Raw genomic sequence first — 16,880 nt, 5'->3', positions numbered from 1 at the left:
CAGAGAGCCTCCGTTTTGGCCTGTTTCCAGGAAATATGCCCAAAAACGGAGCCTGATCAACCAGAGTCCACCATGGGGTGGATTACCCAAAGTGAAGCACGAAAACGTTTGGCAGATTATGGAGGTACAGCAGGAGACCAGACAGGAAGCAGCATTTATGGCATTGGCGCATCCTACGCAAAAAGCAACGGTGATTGAGTTCGTCGGTCCCCCGGGGGCGGGCAAAACCTCTAATTGCTATTGTTACACCGCTGTTCTGCGCCAACAAGGCTACCAAGTGTTAACCTTGAAGGAGATCAAGGACCATGTGAAGAAGATAAGCCAGACGCAACGCACGCTCCTCATTCTTAAAACGGTCTTTAAGCACCTGCCCACTCTGGTGGTATATGCCTTCACGCTGGCCCTGAACAAGATCTTCAGCCTCAACTCTATTTTGCGGTATGTGAGAATTGCCGTGTTTGACACCGTGCTGCACCAGCACATCAAAACCAAAAAAGTAGACTTTGTGCTACTGGAGCAGTGGATGATTCAGGAACTATGGTCGGCTACCATCTTCCGGCTCAAGTCTTACAACAAGATAGAGAAGCAGTTGCACCGGTTCTACCTCCAGACAGACCAGGTGCTTTACTTTGACATTGACATGGAGACCGCCTCTGTGCGCATTACCAACCGCACTAGCAAACTGAGCCGGTTTGACCGCATGGACCCCCAACGCCGGCTGCGCAAGCTTAAGCAGTACAATACCTATCTGTACAACCTGTACCTGCATTCGCCCTGCCCGGTCAAGTATGTGATTTCTACCAAGAGCACCCCAGAGGAAAACGCGACCCGGTTTCTACGGCATCTTTCCCTTTAACCCCTGCGCTATGGCTTTATTCTTATTATGCGCCCTGCTCATTGCCAGCTTCTTTTACAGCACCAAGGTGTTTGTCTATGCGCTGATGGTCTTCTTTGTGATGTTTGACATGCTGGATGGCTTTTACAAAGATGACAAGATCTATGCAGCCGTCCGGTACCTGGTACCACTCACGCTCATGGCCATTTACATTGCCAAGCACCATGTACTCAAGAAATCAGACATGTTCCTGTTTTTTCTGTTCTGCTACCTGGTGGTGCTCTGGATGGTGAACGCTGGAGACATCATCATCACGTCCAGAATGACAATGGCCGTCATGATTACGCTGCTCATGATTCCTATTGGCAAGCACGTGGCCACGCAGGGTAACTTCATTCAGGAGTTTGAACCTTACAACCGGGCGCTCCTCATTATGCTGCCGGTGTACATCATCCTTGCCAATAAATTCGGGTTTGGGGAGTCATATACAGATGCTTTTTCCACGGGGTTTCTGGTCACCTCCAGAATGTACATTGTACCCATTGTGGTGTTTCTGGCCATTCATTACATCATCACCAACAAAAACAAAACCGCGCTTCTTAAAGCCACAGATGCCCTTTTCATCTTGATGAACATGTGTATTCTGCTCATCAACACCAGAAGGACGGCGCTGGGCATGTTGTTTCTGGCCCTGGTAGTGTATGCCTATTTCAACCGCCAGATGCTGTTCAAGTTGGTGGCCCTGTTCTGCGTGCTGGTGGTGGCGCTGGTGGTTTCTTACCCGCTGTATGAAGCCCGGCTGACGGCGCAGTTGGAGAAACGAGACCGCATTCAGGACCTGGACACATATGAAGAAGAAGGCCGTGTGCTGGAGACCATGTACATCATGGACTACCACCAGAAGAAAGACAGGCCCCTGCAGATTTTCTTTGGCGTACAGCTCTTTGACACCCGGGAGTTCGGGATTAAGTACTTCGGCCATGACCGGCCTATTCACAGTGACCTGAACATGTTGTTCTTCAGCACGGGGTTGGTGGGATTGCTCATGTTTGCGGGCCTCCTCATCCAGTACTTCATCAGAAACAACGGCGTTATTTTACCTGCCCACCGTAAGCTGTACTATCCGCTGTTGGTCATGCTGCTGGTGGTCATCCTGCCAGGCAGATTCATTGGCACCCTCACCTTTGCGCCGTTTTTGCTCATGCTGTTGACGGCTGTGAAGCATAGCAGAGCCGCGGTAAGCAAACCAGAGCTCTCACACATCACCATTGAAGAGAGCAGCCCTACTACTTTAACTTTTCATTAAACCTAATACCCAAATGTAACCCTATTGCCAACCCCCTAAAATCAAGAACTATGAAAGTACTTTTTGTGTGCAGTGGAAACAGTAAAAACTTTGAGGTGGTACCTTTCATTAAAGAGCAGGGAGATTCTCTGGTAAGGCGCGGCATACAGGTAGACTATTACCCTATTGTGGGCAAAGGCCTTCCGGGCTATGTGAAGGCGGGCCTGCAGCTGAGAAAGCATTTAAAAACTCACCAGTATGACCTCATTCATGCCCATTTCACCTTGTCTGGGTGGTCGGCGGTGTTGGGCGCCAATAAAACCCCGGTGGTCTTGTCCTTGATGGGGAGTGATGCCTACGGTGAATACATTGGTGTGAACAAGGTGAAATTCAGCAGCCGCTACTTTACGCTGCTCACTTACCTCATACAACCGTTCACCAAGTACATCATCTCCAAGTCTGCCAACATTGAACAGTATGTGTTTTTAAAGAACAAGTCCTACATAGTGCCCAATGGCATTAACAAAGAGAAATTTAAACCATCTACCCAAGATTACCGGACAGAGTTGGGCCTACCCCAGGACAAGAAGCTGGTGCTGTTTCTGGGCAATAAAACCAACGTTAGAAAAAACTACGTGCTGGCCAAACAGGCGGTAGACAGCCTGCACCGCAATGACGTGGAACTGATCAACCCGTTCCCGGTTACGCATGACCAGATTCCCAAATACCTGAATGCGGTAGACGTGCTGGTGGTACCGTCTTTGATGGAAGGCTCACCCAACGTGATCAAAGAAGCCATGGCCTGCAACTGCCCCATTGTATCTACAGACATGGGCGATGCCAAATGGGTGCTGGGTAACACGCCCGGCTGCTATACCGCTTCCTTCCAACCCCAGAACTTCGCCGAAAAATTAAAGCTTTCTCTGGCGTTTGCAGAGGAACATGGCCGAACCAACGGTGCTCAACGCATAAAAGATCTGGGCCTGGACGCAGACACCGTGGCCAACCGCATAGTAGACATTTACAAACAAGCCACTCATCCGCTCAACAGCCCTGCCACAAAAACACAGTATGCAGCCCCGCTAGAAAGGCAACAGGTGGGCATTACCTAACAGAAACGGGCCTGCCCGCCAAGACAGCTGAAAGGCCCTTTCCCTATATTCTTCCCACTAGCGCCCGGGTTCAGGCCGGTTTGCTATCTGCATGCTACGTACCCCACTGCCTTCCTATCATAAAGCTTTCTTGTATGAAAATACTTATAGACATCAACCATCCTGCGCATGTGCACTACTTCAGAAACTTCTACAGGATCATGACGCAGAAGAACCATGAAATTTTATTCGTGTCCAGAAACAAGGAGATTGAGCACAACCTGCTGCAGCTCTATGACATCCCCTACATCAACCGAGGCAAGGGACAGAACGGCAAAATTGGCAAGTTCCTGTACCTTATCTACGCCGACCTTAAAATCTGGCAGATTGCCAAAAAATTCAAGCCAGACGTGTTTCTCAACTTCCTGCACCCCTACCCCTCACAGGTGGCCAAATTCATTAACAAACCCACTTTGGTCTTCAGCGACTCTGAGCACGCCAAGCTGCATCATAAACTAACCGTACCCTATGCCACAAAAATCTTTACGCCTTCTTGTTACACCATAGATTTGGGTCAGAAGCAGCACCGCTTCAAAAGTTACATGGAGCTGGCCTACCTGCACCCCAATTACTATAAGCCAGACCCCGGCATCCTGGACATTCTGGGCGTTGCTCCAGAGGAAAAATTTGTGATAGTGCGGTTTGTGTCCTGGGCGGCGGCGCATGATTTTGGCCATAACGGCATGAGCCTGGAGAACAAGCGCCGGGCAGTAAAGGAACTGTCCAAACACGCCAGGGTCTTCATCTCCTCAGAAGGCGCCTTGCCAGAAGATTTGGAGTCCTTGAGAATCAAGATCCCGTTCCACAAGATGCATGACGCGCTCTATTACTGCTCCCTCCTGTTTGGAGAAAGCGGCACCATGGCGTCTGAGGCGGCGGTGCTGGGTACGCCGGCCATCTTCATCAACAGCAACCGCCTGGGCTACACAGATGAACAAGGTGAGAAATACGGCTTGGTGTCTTACTTCACGGAAAGCCCCCAGGACCAGGAGAAAGCCATAGAAAGAGGTCTGGAAATCATACAGGACGGAGGCGGCAAAACCAAGTACGGCCAGCTCAGAGACCGCCTCTTAGGGGACTGCATTGACACCACAGAATTCATGGTCAACGAGGTTCTCAAATACGAAACCTCCGCCACCTGACGCAGGCAATTCCCGCTAAAACCACCGGTGCCCGTTTTTGGCCTGATTTCCGGAAATCAGGCCAAAAACGGGCACCGGTGTGTTATGTACTCTTCTCTTTAGAACTGTGAGGAGATGCTGTCGTTGAGCTGTTGCAGCAGAGAATCTACCGCCAATGAGTCTACCACCTTAGGTTTGCGCGGCATCACTGTCACACAGTTGTAAGGCTTCTTGATCTTGACAGTGGGTTTAGGAAACGGCCCCAGTTTAATGCCCAGCGTAGGGTCTTGGTACACTTTCTCCATGAACCGGCCAAAAATGGGCAGCGCCGTCTTGGAACCTTCGCCCATGGCCGAGGTCCGGAAGTGAATGCTCCGGTCTTCGCCGCCCACCCAGACGCCGGTCACCAAATCCTTAGTCACGCCCATGTACCAGCCGTCTGAGTGGTTGGAGGTGGTACCGGTCTTCCCTGCTACCTGGTTGCCTTTTTTCCAGAGCTCATATTCCCAGAGCGCCTGCGAGGTTCCGCCGGGTTCTTCCATGGTGCCTTTGAGCATGTGTACCATCAGAAAAGCGGTCTCTTCACTGATCACGCGCTTCTGCTGTGGGTTGAACTGCTCAATGAGGTTGCCGTTGCGGTCTTCAATTTTCAAAACCAGGATGGGCTTGTTCAGGAAACCGTTGTTGATGAAAGTGCTGTATGCATTCACCATCTCAAACACGCTCACGTCTGAAGATCCCAGGCCAATGGACGGCACGGCCTCCAGCGGACTGGTAATGCCCAGTTTTCTGGCAAACTTGCGCACGGTGTCCCAGCCAATGGCCTCGGTCAACTGCGCGGTTACGGTATTCACAGAGCGGCCCATGGCGTGCCGAAGCGTCATCTGGCGGCCAGAGATGGAATAGTCTGCGTTGTGCGGCGTCCACTCCATGTTCTTGCCGTCCTCCACGTACTTAATGGTCACCCGCTGATCCTGGATTTTGTCACAAGGTGAGTAGCCCTGGTCAATGGCGGCGGCATACACAAACGGCTTAAACGTGGAACCCGGCTGGCGTCTGGCCTGCTTTACGTGATCATATTTGAAGTTCTCATAGTCAATGCCCCCTACCCACGCCTTTATGTGGCCGGTGTACGGGTCCATGGTCATAAGGCCGGCATGTAAGAACCGCTTGTAGTACCGCAAAGAGTCCATGGAACTCAGCGTAGTGTCCTTCATGCCCTTCCAGGTGAAGACCTCCATTTTGTGCGGGGTGTTCAACGCTCTATTGATAGCCGCCGTGTCCTTGCCGTGCTTGTTTTTCAAAGACTGGTAGACAGCGGTGCGCTTGATGGATGTCTCAATGAAGTTAGGAATCTCCTGGTCTTTCTCATCTACCCAAGGGTTGCGCCCGCGCCAGTGGCTTTCAAAGCGGCGCTGCAGGCTCTTCATCTTTTCCCGAAGGGCTTCTTCTGCCAGGCGCTGCATTCTGGAGTCAATGGTGAGGTAAATCTTGAGGCCCTCAGAATAAAAATCCAAGCCTTTTTCTTCTGACCAGTTGCGCACAAACTCATTCACCGCTTGGCGGTAATACGCCGGCACGCCGTCCAGGTGTTCTTCTACGTGGTATTTTAGGTCAATGGGCAGTTGGCTCAAGGAGTCTGCCTGGGCCTTGGTGAGGACCTTGTTTTTGGCCATCTGCTCTAAAACCACGTTGCGGCGGGCCAGAGCGTTTTTGGGGTTGAAGCGCGGATTGTACGTGGTAGGTGCCTTCAGGACGCCTACCAGCATGGCGGCCTCCTCGGGCTTTAAGCTGTCTGGCGTGGTACTAAAGAACGTGTTGGCGGCCACCTTGATCCCGAAGGCATTGCTTCCATAGTCCACGGTGTTCAGGTACATGCCCAGAATCTCGTCTTTGGTATAGCGCTGCTCCAGCTTGATGGCCGTGTTCCACTCCTTGGTTTTGGCAATGAGCGTAGACACGCCCGGAATGTACCCTAGTACGCCCTTGGTGTTCTTGGTACGCGTCTTGTACAGGTTCTTGGCCAGCTGCTGGGTAATGGTAGAAGCCCCTCGGGTATCACCAGACAGGTTGTCTTTAATGGCAGCCAGCAGGCCCACAGGGTCAATGCCCTGGTGCTTGTAAAAGCGTTCATCCTCCGTGGCAATGAGGGCTTTGGCCATAATGGGGGCAATGCTGTCAAACGGCACCGGGTCACGGTTTTCTCTAAAGTAACGGCCCACCATGACGCCGTCTGCGGTATAAATCTCTGAAGGCACGTTGCTACGCGGGTTCTCCAACTCATCTAACCCCGGGCTCTCCCCGAAGAGGTACAGAAAGTTAACATCAACGGCAACAAAATACAGGATTACCAACACAAGGCCTGCGCCAAATACTTTCCAAAGGTTTCTAACCCATTTGTTGTACTTGTTTTGCGGCTGTATTTTCTTCTTCTTTTTTTCTGACATGCGGTAAGGACGCAGCGCTCAGCTACGAATTCAACAACGTGCAAAGTTACAGGAAAGTGTTGGCTTTCGCGAAGTTGCCGTTCCGTTTACGGGCTGTTTTCCAGAAAATAGGCCAAAAACGGAGGCTACCCGCCCCGGGCCTGGCCACTATGGCCTTTGGCCACCGCCAGAATTACAAATCCAGGAACTTCCGGTACAGGTAATACAGCACTTTTCTGTCATAATCTGTGAGCACGCCATTCACGTCTGTCTGAATAAAATGCAGCTTGAACGCCCGTAGGGCCGCCGACAGGTCTTTGGTGTCAAAGCCAATCACGCGCAGGGCCACTTTGGGGTTAAACGAGGCCGGTACCAGGTAGGCAGAATCCACTTGGGTAGCGGTAGACAGGCTGTCAGAGAGTTTGGTGGGCAGCACGTCTGGCTTCTGCGGCGTGATCAAGACCAGGGCCAGCGCCGAGTCTTGGGCCAGCGTGTCCTTTACCAGTTTCTCCTCTAGGATCAGTTTCTCCACTTCGGCCTCGTCATACCAGACACCGTAGCCGGCCTGGGCCAGGCGCTTCCAGGGGAAGATGCGGCTAGGATCGTTTTTGCGGGTGGGCGCTATGTCTGAGTGGCCAATAAAGTTCTCGGTGGGGATGCGGTGCGTTTTCTTCAAGTTGGCCAGCACCTGCAACAGGCTCTCTATTTGCGCCTCCTGGAAGGGTTCTGTGCCGTTGTTGTCCAGCTCAATGCCAATGGAGGACGAGTTCAGGTCAGTGTTGTTGCCCCAGCGGCCGCTGCCGCCGTGCCAGGCCCGCAGGTAGTCATTGAGCATATGGTACACCTTCCCGTCCCGGCCAATGACATAGTGCGCGCTCACCTGCGTTCTGGGCAGGGTAAAGGTCTTAAGCGTTTGGGCGGTAGAGTCCTGGGCCGTATGGTGGATGACCACGTAGTTGGGCTTGCGTAAACTAAAATTGGTGGTCCCTACCCAGTAGTCGCCTTGCTTGAGAGAGTCTTCGCCGGGGCTGGTGACGGGCGTTTGCTGCAGGCTTTTGGCCAGGGCTTTCACCTGTTTTTTATAGGCTTTGTTGGTATCGGTGTACGGGTGTTTAGCACAGGCAGCCAGGGTGAGGGCAAACAGGCAGAACAGCGCCAGGCGGTGGAGGGAATGTTTCATAGTAGCGTCAGGAAAGTACCAAAGATGGAAAGCCGCTGTCACTTCTCCCAGTTTTGTCTAGAAAAATCCACCAGCTTTCTCCCTGCCTATACGGCTTGACTTGCGTTTTTGGCCTGTTTCTTGGAAAACAGGCCAAAAACAAAGGGGCTTGTGCTGCGCGGTTAGAGTTTGTACCTTGGCTCTTCTAGCTTCTTTGCCCATGGATGCCCTACCACCTTTACACATTGAGCACGAGTTTGAACCGGTTCCGGCCTTGTTCCAGTCCATGGGCACGGGACAGCCGTTCCAGACTTGTCTAACGTGTGACTGCCCTTTGCGCCAAGACGGCACGGCCTACCTAGTGGAGAAATCAATTAAGAATTATCCCGAGGCTAACCTACAGGATGTCATCTTTGAGTATGCCATGTGCCTTACCTGCGCCCAGAAACTACGCGAAGAATTGTCTGTAGACTCCAAAGCTCGCATTGAGGCTTTCTTTGCCCAGCACGTAGATTTAGTGGCCCGCCGCGAGGCCCTACTCAGCCTGCCCAATCCTCTGAATCTGGATAATTGGCTCTCCCATTGCCTGGTTACCGGCAAACCCCGCCAGGCCTGTTCTGAGTACCAAATTTATGCCCAATGCGACGGCCCTGACTTGGTGTACGGTTACCTGCCTTACATGATTTCTGACGAAGCCCTGGAGCAGATGCAGGAACTCATCTCGCCGCACACCCGCCAAATCCTGGACGATTTTATGGACACGCACTTCGGGTTGCCGCCAGAACTGCGGGCGCTGTTGCATGATAAGTTGGTGTTGATTTAATAGGAAGAAAACACTTGACACGCACACTTACTGGGCCAATGCATGGGGTTTGGGTTTAACTTGCTTTTCACATTCATTTTTCTGCCTGCCTCGCTGGTGCTCTTCATTTTGGGTTTAGTCACCAGAAAAGCATTTTACTTTCAACTGCTGGGGGTGCTCTGGACTGGCTTACTTGGTTTGGTGCTGGTAGTGTTCACCCTGCAACGGATATTTGGGAAATCAGAATTAAGCAGGGACGATGTCTATGGCCAGTACGTGGTTGATAGAACTAAGGCCCCGGGCAAACAAGCCGATTGGCAGTACCAGCATTATCGTTTTGAAATCAAACCCAACGATTCCATTTACTTTTATGAGACTGACAACGAACGAATCCTCAAGACATACAAAGGAACCGTCTCTTTCCTGGAAGCCTACCAAAAGCCCAGAATAGTGATTTCTATACAAGAACCCCGAAGCCATATCATTGAAAATAAACCTACCTTGTACAGCAGGTATGACCCATTTTATTACGTGTTCTGGTCGCCTAAATTCGGTAATGTGTTTTTCACGAAGGGCGAATGGAAAAAGGTTACCCCAAAGTAGTACTCCTTCATTCTAAGCGTTTAACTCCTAACTACACAAAAGATGCGTCATTTCTTACTTTTCCTCACCCTGGCGGTACTGAGCTTTACTGCTTCGGCCCAGACTAAAAAAGCCGCACCAGCTTCACAAGACGCCAAAGCCGTAGAAGCGGCGGTGGTCAAGTTTTTTGACGGCATGCGCCAAAGCGACAGCACGCTTTCTAAATCTGTGCTGGCCCCGGGAGCCAGATTGCAGTCTGTAGCGATGGGCAAAGACGGCGTGGTGCAATTGCGCGAAACGCCCATGCAGAAATTCATTGAGATGGTGGGCCAGAAGCATGAAAAAATGCTGGACGAAGGCATCTGGAACGTGCAAGTTCACCTGGACGGAGACTTCGCCACGCTCTGGTGTGACTATGCCCTGTACGTAGGCGACACGTTCAGCCACTGCGGCGTAGACGCCTTCCAACTGTACCGCTCACAAGACGGCTGGAAAATCTTCTCCATCACAGACACGCGCCGCAAAGAAGGCTGCGACATGAAAGCCGCTCAAGCGTCCAAAGCCAAGAAGTAGTGTCTTTTACTTCTTATTCTTCCATGAGATTGTACATGCTACTGATATTTGTTGCTCTGCTTAATAGTAACTGCAGCCCAAAAACCATTAGGTGGCAGAACGGCAACAGGCTAGCAGTTATGAGAACTGGCATAATGGATACTGCCACCGCCTTTGTTTCCGGAAAGGTCTTAGACCTTGACTATCACCTGGGAATAAAAGGAGCCCAAGTAACCATTGAAAATGAGCAATACGCATTTAGCAGTACTTGCGGGAAGGACGGGATATTCAAATTTGGTCACCTTCCTCCCGGAAAGTACACACTCAAAACTACTTTTATAGGTTTTTACACACTTAATGACACTGTTGATTTCAAGGCTGGTGAAATAGTAAAATTAAAGATTGAACTCGGTACAGACTAAAAATGAAAAGTGTAAAGGATTAAGTATAACCAGCGTATTAACTCTTTAAGTCTCATAAATTTTAATCAGGAACAATAGTCTTTTTCCGTATAACTTCTACCGTCACCCGTTGCGTAAAACTGGGTGGCGGTTTTTTTATGCCTTTCCTACAATTCCCCTTCTATGGATCAATCGTTTTTGCAGAGAGTCTATTACCACAACACAGTACAGGATTATATCATAGCGGCGGCCATCATCTTCATCGGCTGGCTGTTGGTCAGGTTCTTCAAGAGCATTATTCTGCAGCGCCTCATGCGGTGGGCCAAGCGCACCACCACTTCATTTGATGATTTCATTGTGCACAGCGTGGAGCGGTTTGTGGTGCCGGCCTTCTACTTTGCCGTGGTGTACATGGGCCTGACGTACCTAAGGTTTTCCAAGGAAGGCGAAAACGTAATCAGGGTAGCTACCACCGTGGCCATCACGTTTCTGCTCATCAGGCTATTTTCGGCTACTATTCTGGTGTTGTTGCAGTCCTATGTGCGCAAGCAGGAACGCGGCGAAGATAAGGTAAAGCAGCTGGGCGGCCTCATGCTCATCATCAACGTCTTCATCTGGATCATTGGCCTGGTGTTCTTGTTTGACAACATGGGCTACAACGTCACCACGGTCATCACGGGTCTGGGCATTGGCGGTATTGCGGTGGCCCTGGCGGCGCAGAATATTCTTGGCGATGTGTTCAACTACTTCGTGATTTTCTTTGACCGCCCCTTTGAGACCGGCGATTTTATTGTGATTGATGACAAGAGCGGCACCGTAGACTACATTGGCCTCAAGACCACGCGGGTGCAGAGCATTAGTGGCGAGCAGCTGGTGTTTTCTAACAGTGACCTCACAGATTCGCGTATTCACAACTACAAGCGCATGCAGAAACGGCGGGTGGAGTTTAAGCTGGGCGTGACCTACCAAACCTCCTTGGAGAACCTCAAGGCCATTCCAGACCTGATCAAGTCCATTGTAGAGGAACAGCAGCCGGTGGTGTTTGACCGCGCCCATTTTGCCAAGTATGAGGACTCCAGCCTCACCTATGACGTGGTGTACAACATCCTGGACTCAGACTATACCAAGTACATGAACATTCACCAGAACATTAATTTCAGGATTTTTGAGGAGTTCCAGAACCGGGGAATTGAGTTTGCCTACCCTACGCGCACCGTGTTGGTAGTGCCGCAGCCACCCGAGGCCAATTAAGAAGGAACCCTATACCTTGGCAAATGTCGTTTTTGGCGTATTTCTGGGAAAACAGCCTAAAAACGGAAAGGAGCTTTACGTAAGAACCTGCGCGGCCTCTACGGCCTGGCAAGACTGCAACCATTCAATGGCTTCTTCTCTTTTGAAGAACATGCGGTATTTCAGCTCTTGGCCAATCTTACTGATGTGCATGACCTCACCGGCCACTTCACTGAATGTATGCTCATTGGCCACGTGAGCCAGGTATTTGAGACCGGCTTGCATGGCTCTGGGCAGCCAGTTGTCTTCCAGCCAGCTCACCGCCTCGCTCCAGGGGCCAGAGAGGGCGCTGTTGTCATTTAGCTTGTAGGGGCAGTGCGTGGTTTCCAAAATTTGCAACCCTACCTCACAAGCAGTCTTCAGATCATGCAAAGAGGCATATCCTTCCCAGTGCGTGTCTATCAAGTTGAGCGCAGGCTTGTATTCCACCACATAAAAGGTTCGGTCAAAGGAATTCTTTGCATCTAGACGCATGATTGAAATAGGGTTACGGCGACCTTACGTTTAGGGGGAGATTTTTAAAGTAACTGCCTAATGAGAAAATAGTTTTGGCAGGCAGCAGTTCGTTGTAAAGGTACGCTTATTCTATAGCAATAAAAGCCTGGGCGCGTTCAACCGCACGCGTCCTTACCGGCGTAAAGGCACAGGCCAAAAAGAACCGCAACCCGTATAAGCTGCATCCTATCTATCCAAAAACTCATCCTTACGCCATGAAAACGCTCCTCCACCTAATGTGCCTGTGCGCGCTTGCTTTCCTGCACCAGTCCTGTGACACCAGTACCGGCGGCGTTGCCAGCAATGACCGCGGCCGAACCATGATTCTAAATGCCACCGGAGAGGTTTCCACCCTGCCAGATGAAGCCAGCATTACTTTACAACTACAGTGTCTGGACAAGGACATCACCAAGTCAAAGCAGTGTCTGCTGGACAAGTCTGAGGCATTGAATAAGCTGTTCAAAACATATAAGATAGCGCCTGAAGACATTCTTACCACCTCAATCAACCAAGGGAAGGAATACGGGTGGCAGAACAATTCCAACGTGTTCTTAGGCTACAGATCTTTCTTGTCAATCTCTTTGAAAATAAGAAAACTAGCGGTACTGGAAGAATTGTATCCTGCACTGCTTACTAATGAAAGCGTCACCATTGGGAATCTTTCCTACGCCCACAGCAAGGTAGACAGCCTTAGCCACGAAGCCTACCAAAAAGCCCTCACCAGCGCCAACGCTCTGGCAGACAAACTTGTAAAAAAGATGGGATTGTCTGACAAAGAAATCCTAAGGGTGGCCAATGTAGAACTGCCCCTGCAACCCCAGAATTACGGTGGCCCTGTGGCCGTGCAAGCTGAGTCTCGTATGGCCACAGACGCCGCCGCCAACTCCAGAATCACTCTCAACTACGGCAACGTCTACCTTAGCAGAACCCTGCAAGTGGAATACCGGCTTAAATAAAGAACCACGATGAGCATGACACAGAAAAGTCCATAAGCTTGATTCCGTTTTTGGCTTATTTTCCAGAAAAAAGGCCAAAAACGGTTTTAGATTGAATCAATGGCCGCTGATGATTTTGCCGTCTTCCATCTCAATGGTCCGGTCAGTGCGCTGGGCAAAGTCAGGGTCATGCGAGACAATGAGCAGGGTCTGTTTCTTTTCCTGGCAGAGTTCCTGAAAGATGTCAAACACGATGTCTGAGTTCTTCTTGTCCAGGTTGCCGGTGGGTTCATCGCCCATGATCAAAACGGGGTCATTGATGAGGGCGCGGGCAATGGCCACCCGCTGCTTCTGGCCACCGCTTAGCTGGTTGGGCATTTTGAGCGCCTGATCGTCTACGCCCAGCGTCTTCAGGTAGCCCATGGCCCGGTCTTCTACTTCCTGCACCGGGTATTTGCCCAGTTTAATGCCCGGCAGCATGACGTTGCGCAGCACGCTAAACTCCTGAATGAGGTAATGAAACTGAAACACGAAACCAATCTTCTCATTCCTGATCTGGGCCAGTTGCTTGGGCGTTCGGTCACTCATGAGCTCGCCGTCCAGATAGAGTTGGCCCTCATAGTCGGTGTCCATGGTGGAGAGGATGTAGAGCAGCGTGGACTTGCCGCAGCCAGACTTGCCCACCACTGACACAAACTCGCCGTGCGTGATGCTGAACGAGACGTTGCTCAGGACCTGAAACTTAGCCGGGTCATAGAAATACTTATTCAGGCCAACCGCCTCCAGAACCTTTTCTGCCATGGTCTTTATTTGCCTCTGATAATGCTTACCGGGTCTGTCTTGCTGGCCTTGCGCGCCGGAAACAGGCCGGCAAAATACGTGGTCACCAGCGCGAATGTAATGCCAATGAGGTAGAACACCGGGTTGAAGTACACAGGATACGTGGTGATGGTGGGCAGCGACTCCGTCTTGAACGGCACGTTGTCAATGATCACAGAAATGCCATAGCCCAGCAGCAGCCCCATCACGCCCCCGGCCACGCCAATGATCATGGACAGGGAAAGAAAGATGGCCTGCACGTCTTGCGCCGAGAAGCCGGTGGCCTTGAGAATGGCAATGGCGTCCATCTTCTCATAAATCATCATGTTGAGGATGTTGTAAATGCCAAAACCGGCCACAATGAGCAGCGTGATGCCCACCACGTAAGAAATAATGCTCCTGATGTTGCTGCCCGTCTCAAACTGGGAGTTGGCCGTCTGGATGTCGGTGGCTTCCAGGCCGTACAGGGCGGCGTACTCCCTGGCAGTGGCCGGGGCCAGGTTCAGGTCGGTGAGGTTTACTTGAATGTCGGTGAGGTAGGCAGAGGGCTGGCCCAGCAGTTTCTGCACGGTCTCAATAGAGGCGTAACTCTGGATGTTATCAATCTCCATGACGCCCAGCTGCACAACGCCCACCACTTTTAACGTGGCCTGCTGTCCGTTGGGCGCCGTGATTCTGACCACATCACCCAAGTCTACCATCATTTTCTGCGCAATGCCCTTGCCCAGGATAATGCTATTGGAGACTGTGGCCAAATCCTGCAGGCTGCCTTCAATGATGTAGTTACTCAAATGGAACAGCTTGTCTTCCATGACCACGTCTATGCCATCTATCACGCCGCCCAGCTCAATGGTGCCCGTATTGTAGAACACCTGCGTGATGGCTTTGGGCGCCACCCCCACCACGCGCGGGTCTTGCGCCAGAGACTTGAGAATGGCCTGGCTGTTGTAGAGCTCCTTGCCGCGGTCCTTGGGCTTGACAGACCTGATGAAGTGCTCATACCCGGCGTACTTTGAGGCCTGTTCCACGGCCTGCACCTTAGAGGGTTTTATCTCATTGTAGAGCCGCACGTGGGGTAGCCGGTTAAGGATGAGGCCGTCCAGCAGCTGGTTGAGCCCGTTCATGAAACTGACCAGCGCAATGAACATTCCAATGCCAAACGTCACGCCCGCCGCCGCAACCACAGACTGCCGTATGCGCGCCCGCAGCAGCCCCACGGCAATGTTCAGGATGAGTTTGGCGTTCATGGCTGCTGTGGTTTGTACACAAAGGTGGCGGTGTCCAGGCCCTGCAGAATCTCCACCTTGCGGTAATCGCGTAAGCCTATTTTCACTTCGCGCTTCTGGTCTGGGGCCACCAGCACGTAGCGGCCGTCTACCAGGTACTCCACCGGAAGCAGTAAAGCTCTTTTCTTGGCCTGTAGCACAATGTTGGCTTCGGCAGAAAGGTTGGGGTAAAGCGTGGCCGGCGGGTTCACAAAACGGGCGTCTACCTGAAACGTGCGCGACCGCTCGTTCATGATGGGGTAGATTTTCTCCACCACGCCCTCAAACACCTGCCCCTTGTAACTGTCCATGCTGATTTCTACGGGCTGGCCCACGCGCACCTGCACAATATCATTCTCGTCTACCCGCAGCTCCAGCAAAAAGCTTTTTGTCTGCCCAATCACGGCCAGCGGCGTCTGCGGGCTCACCAGTTCGCCTTTCTCTTTGAGCACGTCATACACCTTGCCCGAGATGCTGGATCTTACCACAAAATCATTCTGAAGCTGCTTGCTGATGTCATAGGTCACGTTGGCGCGCTGCAGTTCATTGCGCAGTTGCTTGTTGAGCAGTGCCAGATTGGCCCGGGCGGCCGTGTAGTTGCTGCGCGATGAAATGTAGGCCAGCCGGCGCTGCTCCACCTCTACCTTGGTACTGGCATCTCCGGCCAATAGACGCTGCTGGCGTTGGTAGAGCGCGGAGTCCAAGTGGTATTTTTCGCGGGCAATGCGCACGGCGGCTCTGGCCTCCTGCACCCTTCCGGAAGAAGAAAGATTGGCTTCTTTGCTCAGTTCCAGGGCTAGTTGGGCGTTGCGGGCGTTTAGAGTGGCGGTATTGTCTTCCAGCAAAAACAGCGGGGTTCCTTTTTGCACGGTGTCTCCGGGCTCTACCAGAATGGTTTGCACAATGCCGCTCACCACGGGAAAGGCGGTGTACTGACCGGCGGCTTTCACCGTACCCGATGCGTACACAGATTCTGTGATGTCGCTCAGGCGAGGCTTTATTTTCTCCTGTTTGTCTGCACAGGAAACCAGCCACAGCAGCACTATAAGCGGAAAGCATTTTTTCATGGCATTTTCTCCAAATCCATTGCCAGCCGGCATTGCTGCAAAGAAAGGAAAAACCTGCCCAATCCCACCCCTGCCATGACGCCTTCTTACATGATACTCATCATTTTACCAGAAGTTGAAAAGACAGTTCCTTTAGGCCTCATCTTTCAAGCCATACAGCACCTGCGGCAATCCGTTTTTGGCGTATTTCCCAGAAAACAGCCCAAAAACGGTTTTGCTGCAGGTTGAAATGAGGACGGTGGATTTATTTGCTTTGGTCTGCCAGTAGCTCTTCCCGCACCTGCATTAAGATCTGGCCAAGTTTGTTCTGGCCTGAGCCATCTGCCCCAATGCCCCAGTAGAAATCATACGGCGAGCTTTCGGCTAGGTCTGCCGTGGTGGAAAGCAGCAGTGCCTGAATGGACGCGTGTGTCTTGAATTTGGTTCTTACGGCCTGCAGCATAAAAGAATCCCGCACCTAGTCCCAGTCTGGCCTAATCTGCACCTGGCGGGTTCTGCCTAGCTCCCTAGCTTTTTTAGGCGAGGACGCGATTCTGATTTTTTCCTGATAGGCGGCGTCTGAGAACTTCATGGCCTGGAAATAATGCTCCACAGTGGGCCACCATTTCCCGCCCAGGGCCACGCCAAACTCCGCGAATTTGGAGAACTCCCCAAACGGCTCGTCTTTGGCGTAAAAGTAGAGGGTAGACATAGTA

Annotated in this window: 16 protein-coding genes and 1 pseudogene; 10 read left to right on the top strand and 7 right to left on the bottom strand. The window is 51.7% G+C overall.

What is annotated here, in order from left to right; all coding sequences use genetic code 11:
* The first annotated feature begins 91 nt into the window (after window positions 1–91).
* The 4 genes from GU926_RS15880 (at window position 92) to GU926_RS15865 (ending at window position 4,413) form a co-directional block, all read left to right on the top strand.
* Window positions 92–856 (top strand): nucleoside/nucleotide kinase family protein, encoded by a 765-nt coding sequence (locus GU926_RS15880; RefSeq protein WP_160693579.1) that lies wholly within the window; start codon window positions 92–94, stop codon window positions 854–856.
* A 10-nt stretch (window positions 857–866) separates the two neighbouring features.
* Window positions 867–2,141, top strand: a complete 1,275-nt coding sequence (locus GU926_RS15875; protein ID WP_160693578.1) for a hypothetical protein — start codon at window positions 867–869, stop codon at window positions 2,139–2,141.
* 5 nt (window positions 2,142–2,146) lie between these two features.
* Window positions 2,147–3,232, top strand: a complete 1,086-nt coding sequence (locus GU926_RS15870) for a glycosyltransferase family 4 protein (RefSeq protein ID WP_317165646.1) — start codon at window positions 2,147–2,149, stop codon at window positions 3,230–3,232.
* A gap of 134 nt (window positions 3,233–3,366) precedes the next feature.
* Window positions 3,367–4,413: a DUF354 domain-containing protein gene (locus GU926_RS15865; RefSeq protein ID WP_160693576.1), complete on the top strand. Its 1,047-nt coding sequence runs from the start codon at window positions 3,367–3,369 to the stop codon at window positions 4,411–4,413.
* A 98-nt stretch (window positions 4,414–4,511) separates the two neighbouring features.
* Here the strand turns inward: GU926_RS15865 and GU926_RS15860 are convergent, their stop codons facing one another.
* Window positions 4,512–6,839: a penicillin-binding protein 1A gene (locus GU926_RS15860; RefSeq protein ID WP_160693575.1), complete on the bottom strand. Its 2,328-nt coding sequence runs from the start codon at window positions 6,837–6,839 to the stop codon at window positions 4,512–4,514.
* Between the two features lie 172 nt (window positions 6,840–7,011).
* Window positions 7,012–7,998 (bottom strand): N-acetylmuramoyl-L-alanine amidase, encoded by a 987-nt coding sequence (locus GU926_RS15855; RefSeq protein WP_160693574.1) that lies wholly within the window; start codon window positions 7,996–7,998, stop codon window positions 7,012–7,014.
* A gap of 199 nt (window positions 7,999–8,197) precedes the next feature.
* Here GU926_RS15855 and GU926_RS15850 point away from each other — a divergent pair, with 199 nt between their 5' ends.
* From GU926_RS15850 to GU926_RS15830, 5 genes are all read left to right on the top strand, one after another.
* Window positions 8,198–8,800, top strand: coding sequence for a hypothetical protein (locus GU926_RS15850; RefSeq protein ID WP_160693573.1), 603 nt, complete (start codon window positions 8,198–8,200; stop codon window positions 8,798–8,800).
* A 60-nt stretch (window positions 8,801–8,860) separates the two neighbouring features.
* On the top strand, window positions 8,861–9,382 hold the full coding sequence (locus GU926_RS15845; protein WP_160693572.1) for a hypothetical protein: 522 nt from the start codon (window positions 8,861–8,863) through the stop codon (window positions 9,380–9,382).
* A 42-nt stretch (window positions 9,383–9,424) separates the two neighbouring features.
* Window positions 9,425–9,934, top strand: a complete 510-nt coding sequence (locus tag GU926_RS15840; protein WP_160693571.1) for a nuclear transport factor 2 family protein — start codon at window positions 9,425–9,427, stop codon at window positions 9,932–9,934.
* A 35-nt stretch (window positions 9,935–9,969) separates the two neighbouring features.
* On the top strand, window positions 9,970–10,335 hold the full coding sequence (locus GU926_RS15835) for a carboxypeptidase regulatory-like domain-containing protein (RefSeq protein WP_160693570.1): 366 nt from the start codon (window positions 9,970–9,972) through the stop codon (window positions 10,333–10,335).
* Between the two features lie 162 nt (window positions 10,336–10,497).
* The gene (locus GU926_RS15830; RefSeq protein ID WP_160693569.1) at window positions 10,498–11,565 is read left to right on the top strand and encodes a mechanosensitive ion channel family protein; all 1,068 of its coding nucleotides are present in this window, start codon (window positions 10,498–10,500) and stop codon (window positions 11,563–11,565) included.
* Between the two features lie 75 nt (window positions 11,566–11,640).
* Here GU926_RS15830 and GU926_RS15825 read toward each other — a convergent pair whose 3' ends face one another.
* Window positions 11,641–12,078, bottom strand: a complete 438-nt coding sequence (locus GU926_RS15825; RefSeq protein ID WP_160693568.1) for a hypothetical protein — start codon at window positions 12,076–12,078, stop codon at window positions 11,641–11,643.
* Between the two features lie 236 nt (window positions 12,079–12,314).
* Between GU926_RS15825 and GU926_RS15820 the strand changes: the two genes are divergently transcribed.
* Window positions 12,315–13,055 carry an SIMPL domain-containing protein gene (locus GU926_RS15820; protein ID WP_160693567.1) on the top strand — a complete coding sequence of 247 codons (741 nt, stop codon included), beginning with the start codon at window positions 12,315–12,317 and terminating at the stop codon, window positions 13,053–13,055.
* A gap of 96 nt (window positions 13,056–13,151) precedes the next feature.
* Here the strand turns inward: GU926_RS15820 and GU926_RS15815 are convergent, their stop codons facing one another.
* From GU926_RS15815 to GU926_RS18535, 4 genes and pseudogenes are all read right to left on the bottom strand, one after another.
* A complete protein-coding gene (locus GU926_RS15815; protein ID WP_160693566.1) occupies window positions 13,152–13,835 on the bottom strand; it encodes an ABC transporter ATP-binding protein in 684 nt (227 codons plus the stop codon).
* A gap of 5 nt (window positions 13,836–13,840) precedes the next feature.
* Window positions 13,841–15,100, bottom strand: a complete 1,260-nt coding sequence (locus GU926_RS15810; RefSeq protein WP_160693564.1) for an ABC transporter permease — start codon at window positions 15,098–15,100, stop codon at window positions 13,841–13,843.
* The gene (locus GU926_RS15805) at window positions 15,097–16,185 is read right to left on the bottom strand and encodes an efflux RND transporter periplasmic adaptor subunit (RefSeq protein WP_232058361.1); all 1,089 of its coding nucleotides are present in this window, start codon (window positions 16,183–16,185) and stop codon (window positions 15,097–15,099) included. The genes GU926_RS15810 and GU926_RS15805 overlap by 4 nt, the downstream gene beginning before the upstream one ends.
* A gap of 244 nt (window positions 16,186–16,429) precedes the next feature.
* A pseudogene (locus GU926_RS18535) lies at window positions 16,430–16,876 on the bottom strand (NADAR family protein).
* Window positions 16,877–16,880: the final 4 nt, after the last annotated feature.

This window comes from Nibribacter ruber, assembly GCF_009913235.1.
Classification (GTDB): domain Bacteria; phylum Bacteroidota; class Bacteroidia; order Cytophagales; family Hymenobacteraceae; genus Nibribacter; species Nibribacter ruber.
The sequence above is the reverse complement of the archived record's forward strand: the minus strand, read 5'-3'. Positions and strand labels throughout refer to the sequence as shown.